At 52.9% G+C, this 8,067-nt stretch carries 8 protein-coding genes; 4 read left to right on the top strand and 4 right to left on the bottom strand.

What is annotated here, in order from left to right; translation table 11 throughout:
* Window positions 1-712, bottom strand: a 712-nt coding sequence (locus tag ABYW01_RS08715; protein WP_372832107.1) for a GlxA family transcriptional regulator, incomplete at its 3' end; no start/stop codon positions are given.
* Window positions 713-836: 124 nt separating this feature from the next.
* On the opposite strand from ABYW01_RS08715, the gene ABYW01_RS08710 reads away from it, so the two are divergent.
* The gene (locus tag ABYW01_RS08710) at window positions 837-1,391 is read left to right on the top strand and encodes a cysteine hydrolase family protein (RefSeq protein WP_372832106.1); all 555 of its coding nucleotides are present in this window, start codon (window positions 837-839) and stop codon (window positions 1,389-1,391) included.
* 98 nt (window positions 1,392-1,489) lie between these two features.
* On the opposite strand, the gene ABYW01_RS08705 is transcribed toward ABYW01_RS08710, so the two are convergent.
* A complete protein-coding gene (locus ABYW01_RS08705; protein WP_372832104.1) occupies window positions 1,490-3,391 on the bottom strand; it encodes a S8 family serine peptidase in 1,902 nt (633 codons plus the stop codon).
* Window positions 3,392-3,869: 478 nt separating this feature from the next.
* The gene (locus ABYW01_RS08700; RefSeq protein WP_372832103.1) at window positions 3,870-4,736 is read right to left on the bottom strand and encodes a LysR family transcriptional regulator; all 867 of its coding nucleotides are present in this window, start codon (window positions 4,734-4,736) and stop codon (window positions 3,870-3,872) included.
* A gap of 110 nt (window positions 4,737-4,846) precedes the next feature.
* On the opposite strand from ABYW01_RS08700, the gene ABYW01_RS08695 reads away from it, so the two are divergent.
* Entirely contained in the window at window positions 4,847-5,224 is a 378-nt protein-coding gene (locus ABYW01_RS08695) for a nuclear transport factor 2 family protein (protein WP_372832102.1), read from the top strand.
* A 169-nt stretch (window positions 5,225-5,393) separates the two neighbouring features.
* Here the strand turns inward: ABYW01_RS08695 and ABYW01_RS08690 are convergent, their stop codons facing one another.
* Entirely contained in the window at window positions 5,394-5,903 is a 510-nt protein-coding gene (locus tag ABYW01_RS08690; protein ID WP_372832101.1) for a thioesterase family protein, read from the bottom strand.
* A gap of 178 nt (window positions 5,904-6,081) precedes the next feature.
* Here ABYW01_RS08690 and ABYW01_RS08685 point away from each other — a divergent pair, with 178 nt between their 5' ends.
* Together ABYW01_RS08685 and ABYW01_RS08680 are read left to right on the top strand one after the other, a co-directional pair.
* Window positions 6,082-6,948, top strand: coding sequence for an MBL fold metallo-hydrolase (locus tag ABYW01_RS08685; protein ID WP_372832099.1), 867 nt, complete (start codon window positions 6,082-6,084; stop codon window positions 6,946-6,948).
* Window positions 6,949-6,958: 10 nt separating this feature from the next.
* On the top strand, window positions 6,959-7,813 hold the full coding sequence (locus tag ABYW01_RS08680) for an alpha/beta hydrolase (protein WP_372832097.1): 855 nt from the start codon (window positions 6,959-6,961) through the stop codon (window positions 7,811-7,813).
* Window positions 7,814-8,067: the final 254 nt, after the last annotated feature.

The following is an 8,067-nucleotide window of genomic DNA, read 5'->3' as shown; positions in this document are numbered from 1 at the left end:
GACAGGTAGCTGCCATCCCTTTAACGCTCAGGCTGTCGCGAAAGTGACGTTGCAGATGATGCTGACATTGCAGAATGGTGCTGTCGCCATGCGTTAACCGGGGCATAAAGCGGCGATAGTAACGTTGTTCTCGCGGCCCGGTATCCACGACCAGCTGTTTACCCAGCTGCCGCATCAGTGCAGGGTGGGCGAATTGAGCGACCAGCTCTAGCCCCAGATCCAGCCAGGCCATCAGTCCTCCCGCGGTGATCAGATCACCATCGTTGATCAGGATCTTATTGGCATCCAGATGTACGGCAGGAAAATGCTCGCTAAAACGTTCAGCCAGCACCCAATGGGTTGTGGCCGGGCGCTGATCCAGCAGACCTGTTTGCGCCAGAATAAATGCCCCCGCACAGACCGAGCAAAGTACCGCACCGAGTTGGTGTTGTGCCTTTAGCCATCGCGTCAGTGTCTGATGCTCTTCGCCGTAATAGGTGCCGTCTATACAGGGGGGAAGAATAATGACCTGAAATGGCAGTTTTGTTGTTTTGTCTGTTTCGGTTATCTGCCACCCATCCTGAATACAGATATTAAAGGGCGCAGCAGAACCTTGCTCGGTGCTGAGGCGATTCGCCAAGCCAAACAGCTCACGCAGACCTTCCACGGCAGATTGCATGGCGCCAGGGTACTGCACAATGGCGATATTGATGGTGGCTGTATGTTGGCTCATGTGATTGTCAGTTATTGCGCTAAATATGCCGGATTTGACTCCAGTATAGAGCTCGGTTGCATCGGATAATAGATCTCATCAAGCCAATAACCGATCCACTTACGCACAACGGGAGTACCAAACAATGTTGAATACCGCGCTATTACTGATCGATTTTCAGAATGACTACTTTGCGGATGGAAAATGGGAGCTGGAAGGCACGCAGGCCGCAGCTGACAATGGGGCTAGATTGCTAGCTGAATTCCGTAATAAAGGGTTGCCGGTGGTACATGTACGGCATGAATTTTCGGCTGAGGATGCTCCGTTTTTTGTAGCCGGTTCTGAAGGTGCCAGGATTCACACGAGTGTTGCTGCACAGGAAGGAGAGCCGGTGGTGTTAAAGCATGCGGCCAATAGCTTTCGCGATACTAACCTGAAAGCGACTCTGGATGAGCTGAAGATTGATAACTTAGTGGTTGTAGGCGCGATGAGCCATATGTGCATCGATGCCGGTGTGCGTGCCGCCGCAGACTTCGGCTACGAAGTAACGGTTGCACAGGATGCCTGCGCAACCCGTGATCAGGAGTTTAACGGTATTACGGTGCCTGCTAAACAGGTACATGCAGCCTTTATGGCAGCGTTGGGCTTTGCTTATGCACGTATTGCAGATACTAAGGAATTACTGGCTGAGATGAGATAAGGCGCTCGATAGAAGTGGCCTGAGATGTGTTGTCAGGCCACTTTATAATCAATAATTCCAGTCCTTTACGTCAGACTGGCTGAGGGGGGAAGAGCGATTTAGCACTTCCCTTTTGCGGCTTTACCAGGCGGACAGTTCCCACTGCCGCCATCACCGCCATCTCCTCCGTCACCGCCTCCTGCTGTGACATCACCACTCACGGTACGTTTGTTGTTCTTGAGGTTAAGCTCGACGGAGACTGTTGATGTGCTGGCTTCTATGTCGGTAATGGTTAGGGACACGGTGTAACGGCCGCTACTGCCATAGTTATACGTGCTGGCTTCAGTATCGGAAGTTGCTCCGTTGACCCCAAAGTCCCAGGCATATGAAAGACCATTACCCGATGCGTTGCTGGCATCAAAGCTGCAGTCATAGCCCGTACAGTTGTAGTTGAATGCGGCAATCGGAGCGGCCAGCGCAGCAGCAAGGTCAAGCCGGCCGTATTGGGTCCAGTTCAGCATATTCTGGCCATTGGCGCCGACAGTGGCTGCACCGTTTTGCAGACGTTGCCGGACCACCTGATTACAGGGCACACCATCAATATCACAACTGCCCGGGCCAGCTAAGCCCGCGTTGTCCTCGTACAGATCCGTCCATACCAATGCTGCGCCACCAGCTACAAGCGGAGCTGCCATGGAAGTACCGTCCCACCAGTTGACACAGCTGTCGCTGCCCGCCGGGATACCACACTTAAATTCAGGCAGAATGCCAAAAATCGCTTCGCCGGGGGCGGCCAGTGAAACCCAGGGATCGGATGGCCAGCTGTATGTGGAAAAGCTGGCGCGATCATCATTATGATCCGATGCGGCAACAGAAATCACCGTTGACTCGCCGCTGACCGGATGGGTGCAGGCGGCCGGGTACACACGGGTGGTATTACCGTTGTTACCGGCAGCGGCAACCACCACCACACCGCGATCCCAGGCGTTGGCGATCGCATCACATTCGGCGTTGGAAGGGGTGGTGGGGGTGATGTTCCCCACGGCATCAATCCAGTCGCTGCCGTAGCTCATGGTGATCACATGGTAGCGGCTGCGCACCAGAAGCCCTCCTTCAAACTGATCCAGTGAGGCTTTTTCGATGGCGGCTGCAGAGTGAGAGACAGGACACAAACCAACTGTGAATAAATTAACACCGTCGGTGACCAGCTCCTGATAACAGACTTTAAAAATGCCCACACTGGTATCCCAGCCGGTGCCAGCCATGCCTTCTCCGTTATTGGTATTGGCAGCGACCTCCGAGCTGACAAAAGTACCGTGGCCCAGATTGTCACAGGCGGGATCGGTGACTGAACAGTTATCAAAATAGCCGACAGACAGGCCAACTTCGTTCACCTGTTCAATACACTTGCCCTCCAATTCCAGCGTATGACAGGCCGCACCGCTATCCAGTACGGCGACTTTGGGCGTATCACCGGCCGTAGAATCGGTGGTGGCTCGACCGGTATTCAGATCCCAGGCCGCCGGAGCATTGATGTCAGCATCGACCGTACCTGAGGTAATGGCGAGCTCTTCACCAAATATGGTTGAACGGACATAGGCATGATCCTGACCGTCGTTATGCAGATACCACTGTTCGCTGAAATAGTTGGCCCCACCCCCTGGGGTCGGTCCTACTTCCTCATTCGGCATCACCAGTAAGCGGTAGTAGTCAGGCTCGGCGTAAAGGACGTTGGGGTTGGACTGATACACCTTTACCGCAGCAGGTACATCTCCGCTGGGTACCTGGATGACCTGAACGCCAATAGACTCGAGGGTGGAGCGGTGTTGCCCGTTGACGGCGCGGTGGGCTTGTCCGATCTCACTTGCGGCGGAGCCCGCTTTAAACTTGACCAGCACCCGGTCGGGAGCATAGGGCGCGGCAGAGAGGTGTTTAATATCTAAGGGTTTTGCGTGCGCTAGGTTAAGCAGGCTGCATAAGCTAAGCGTTAACAGGGTTGCGATTAACCTGTAAAAAAGCATGAAAAGCCCTCCTCTAATCGTGGCGATTTGGGCGAATTGATATTGTCCTGTGACAGGCACAAGGCGGCGAATTTATTAACTGTAGATATAGGTCAGATGCACTGTTAACGCACCCTAACGCTGAATCTGCAGGGTGTAACGTCAGGTTTACACTTTCAAATTGACCGAACAAAAATCAACAGCTTAGAGGATGATTGCAGCGAGAGTAGATCAACATGAAATTTTCTAACGTTATCAAAACGGCTATGTGTCCCATCAGAAATGCATGTACAGAGGAAGGGGAGAATATGGAACAGGATATGGCGCGGACACTGGAATCATTTGACCTGATTAAATCAGGATTGTTGTAACTCTAGAGATCTGAATCCAGAGATCGTGCGTAGGGGTTAATACAGTCCGCTGGATTGTCTTATTTCTCCTCCTCGCGTCCTCGATTTGCCCCGGATTCACTAGAAATCGGGGCATTTTTTTACTTCTTCTAATCCTGTTGCAGTGCGGCTTCGATGGCATTCAGTGTGACTCCCACCGCCAGTGGCAGACCTGATTGATAAGGATGCACGGCAAAAATAGGCACGCTGCTCAGTTGATAATTCGGCATCACTTCGGTGAGGGATGAGGCATTAGCGTTGAGAATGAAGTCGGGGATGATACCGATCCCGGCACCGGCTTCCAGCAGCGCTAATGTGGTGTAAAGGGAATCTACCGTGCAGCCCGGAGCAAACGTCAGCTTGCGGCGACTGCTATTTTCCTTGTGGATAAGCTGATGCTTAATCTGCTTTCCCTGCCAGCGGTTGGCGATGTAATTCAGGCTGTCTGTTGGACCGCTGTTGATATAAGTTGCAGTACCGCAGAGCACATCACGAAATGCGCCAATACGCCGCTGCCGGTAACTGCTTTCCTGTGAATGTCCCACCCGAATAGCCAGATCAATCCCGTGCTGCATCAGATCCTGCTGCTCATCGCTGGCGATCAGTTGCGGTTCGATCTGTGGATATTGTTGCATCAGCTGACCGATAACCGGGGCAATTAACGGCCCCATCAATGCATGGGGGGCGGTAATTTTAATCTTCCCGCGGGGAACGGACTGATTGCTTTGCGCCTGATCCCACGCATCTGCGGCCAGTTGGTTCAACTGCTGACATTGGGTGTAAAACACCTCACCGGCAGGCGTTAATGTCTGCCGACGGGTGGTGCGTTTCAACAGGGGCACCCCCAGTTCCGACTCCAGCGTTTTCAGGTGCTGGCTGACGACTGATTTGGACAGGTCGAGTGAATCAGCGGCTGCACTGATCGAACCGCACTCTACGATGCGGGCAAAAACAGACATCTGGCGCAGGTTATTCATAGGATTTTATTGTCCGTAAAAAGCAAACGATGATTTTTGATAGATCTGTTTTTTGGTCATAATGCCAGGCGTACAGTAATCCCAACTAAGATAATGGATGGGAGATCACGATGACTAATCACAACGCAACGCTAGATGCTGCTAAAGCCGCCATCGCCCGCTGGCAACAGGCCTTTAATTCACAGGATGCCGCAGGTTGCGCAGCACAATATGAAGAAGGTGCTGTGATGCAGGCGCGCCCGTTTGGCACATTTACCGGTCGGGGAGAGATTCAGGCCTTCTGGCAGAAGATCATCGACGACGGTTTCCACTCGGTGGACTATCAGGACGTAGAGTGGACTCCCGAAGGTGACGATGGCTATATCCTCACCTCAAAATGGACCATGAACAAAGCCTTCGGTGTGGTGCATCATGAACACTGGGCGCTACAGGCAGACGGTTCCGCACTGTTACGTGCGGATGATTTTGAAGTGCAGGGCGAACGCTAATTTTTAGTTCTGGGGTTTTTAGCCTGACAGTCTGCATTCCCACGCAGGAGCGTGGGAACGAGGCACAACTGAGCGCAGCGATTTTCTGGTTCCCACGGTCCCCCGTGGGAATCCATACAGCGGGTCTCGATAACCGATAATGCGTAACACGGCGACAGACTGAAAGCCTTTATCCCAACACCGGTTTCTCAATCGCTCGTCCGGCATTATCCGGGCGGGGCAGATCTTGCTGTTTCTTACGCAGCTGCGCTAACCCTTCACTCACCCCTTCCGGCCAGCAAGCAGACTTACGGATAGCCATATCCACACCCAGCATCAGGCATTCCAGCTCCACCAGTACCGCGCCACTTTCCGCATCGATCAGACGATGAAACATACGTAATCGCTTTTCATCAAAGGACAGCAGCTGGGACTGGGCGAATACATCCTGACCTTCATGCCCCTCCGCGCGGTAATACAGGTTGTTTTGTATGGTAAACGCACTGAAATTCAGGCGTTCCCGTCCGGCGGCATCCAGCTGAATGGCATCCAGAATGGTATCGGTCGCCAGCGATAGCATCACCAGCGCATGCCCTTCGTTCAGGTGGCCGTTGTAGTCACAGGATTCGGCTTTGATCTTACCGTAATGGGTTAGCAGGTATCCGTCCGGGTTTGTAGAGGCGGTGACTGAGTAATTCATAGTGGGTCTGCGTCCTTAATATGCTGATGCGTGAAGCCTGTTCGTAACCTTAGGGTTAACCCATATTCAACGTCAACCGGCAGGTGTCTCCCACTCACCCAGTACGCCGTTTTAGATTCCAAAATGTCGTATTTAGCCTAAGCTACAGACACATGCAGCGTCACTCTGGAGGGACGGTATGCCTCAACCGGGCGTTACCCATTTCTTTGACGAAAGCACCGGCTCACTGAGTTATGTGGTGGTGGATCGGGACAGCAAGGCTTGTGCGGTGATCGATCCGGTACTGGGATTTGATAGTATCTCTGCCCGCACTGACAATAGCATTGCAGACCCGATTATCGACTTCGTGCTCGCGCAGGGGCTGACAGTGCAATGGATATTGGATACCCACGTCCATGCCGACCATGTCAGTGCGGCCGCGTATCTGCAGGAAAAGCTGGGTGGTCAGCTGGGGATTGGCAGTCGGGTCACTGAAGTACAACACACCTTTGCTGCGCTTTTTAATCTGGATGGTAGCTTCAGGTGTGACGGTCATCAGTTCCAACGTTTATTCAAAGACGGTGAAACCTTTCAGGTTGGTAATCTTCAGGGCAGAGTGATTCATACACCGGGCCATACGCCCGCCTGCGTCAGCTACCTGATCGATGATCAGCTCTTTGTGGGTGATACGTTGTTTATGCCCGATCTCGGCACCGCCCGTTGTGACTTCCCCGGTGGCAGTGCGGCGACACTCTACGATTCAATCCAGACCTTATACACACTGCCTGACGAAACTCCGATCTACGTTTGTCACGACTATCCTGGTGATGGGCGTGATCATTACAACTATCAAACCACGGTGCTAGAGCAGAAGACGCTGAATCTGCATATCCGTGAAGATACCTCTCAAGCCGCATTTGTTGCTGTACGCGAAGCCCGTGATAAAACATTGGACCTGCCCACCCTGATGCTGCCCGCGGTGCAGCTGAATATCCGGGGCGGGCATTTACCCAGGGAAGAGGAGAATGGAATCAGTTATTTGAAAATTCCGCTCAACCAAATGTGAGGAGGCTCCTATGGGCCAACTTCTGCGTTGCCTAATCTTCTCGATGCTGACGCTCATGATGAGTGGTTGTTCAGATACCATTATTAAGAGTTTTGCCTTTCACCCCATGCGCTTCAACGTGGATAACTACAACCTGGACGACAGTGGCGTACAGGATGTGGAATTCACCACCGACGATCAGATTCGCCTGCATGCGTTTTACCTTCCTAAACCCGATAATCAAAAGCTGGTGCTGTATTTTCACGGCAACTTCGGACATTCACTGCACCGTCTGAACTCAGCTTGGCATCTGGCGCAAACCGGCGTGAACGTGTTGCTGGTGGGGTACCGTGGTTACGGCCGTAGTGAAGGAGAACCCAGTGAGGCTGGCGTGTATAACGATGCCAAAGCCGCATTGCGCTACGCCACCCAAGAGCTGAACTTTGCACCGGAAAATATCTTTCTCCTCGGGCGTTCGTTGGGTTCCGCTGTAGCAGTGGATCTGGCACAAGAGCGTGAGTTTGGGGGCCTGATTCTGGTGGGTACGTTCACCAGCGCCCATGAAGTGATGAGCGAAGCCGGGATGGGCTGGTTACGTATGTTCGTGAACCGGCGGCCCTTTGATCAGACCGCCAAATTGGAGCGGGTTACGGCACCGGCTCTGTTTATCCACGGCGAACGCGATCGGCAGATACCGCTGCAGTTAGCCGAGACGTTGTATCAACGCTATCCGTCCCCGTATAAAAGCATGGTTACCGTGGCCGACGCCGGACATAACGACATTTTCCACCGTCACCGGGATAAAATCTGGACCCGGATAGCCGCATTTATCGATGCACCGCAGAAGGAAAAAGGCCGGACAGAGTATTGGCAAGAGGTGCAGTGATAAACGCAATATTGTTCTTCTGGAGTTCCTGCGATGAAGAGACTTCAGCTTCGTCTCTGCACTGTTGAATACGGGTAAGGTGATTAGCGGTGCAGGTTTCAAAACAGGAAAATAAATCTGTCCCCTTTTGCCCCACCGGTGAAGGGCCACTGATCCGTTATCAGGGCCAAACCCGCATCTTCCAGAAAGTATCCTGAACTGCTCAAGGTGAGCCATCTCCACCCGTACGGAGTTGAAATTCCCTGCCGCCGAGT

Source organism: Pontibacterium sp. (assembly GCF_041587635.1).
Lineage (GTDB): Bacteria > Pseudomonadota > Gammaproteobacteria > Pseudomonadales > Balneatricaceae > Pontibacterium.
Note: the sequence above shows the minus strand (reverse complement) of the source record. Positions and strands in the feature narration are given on the sequence as shown.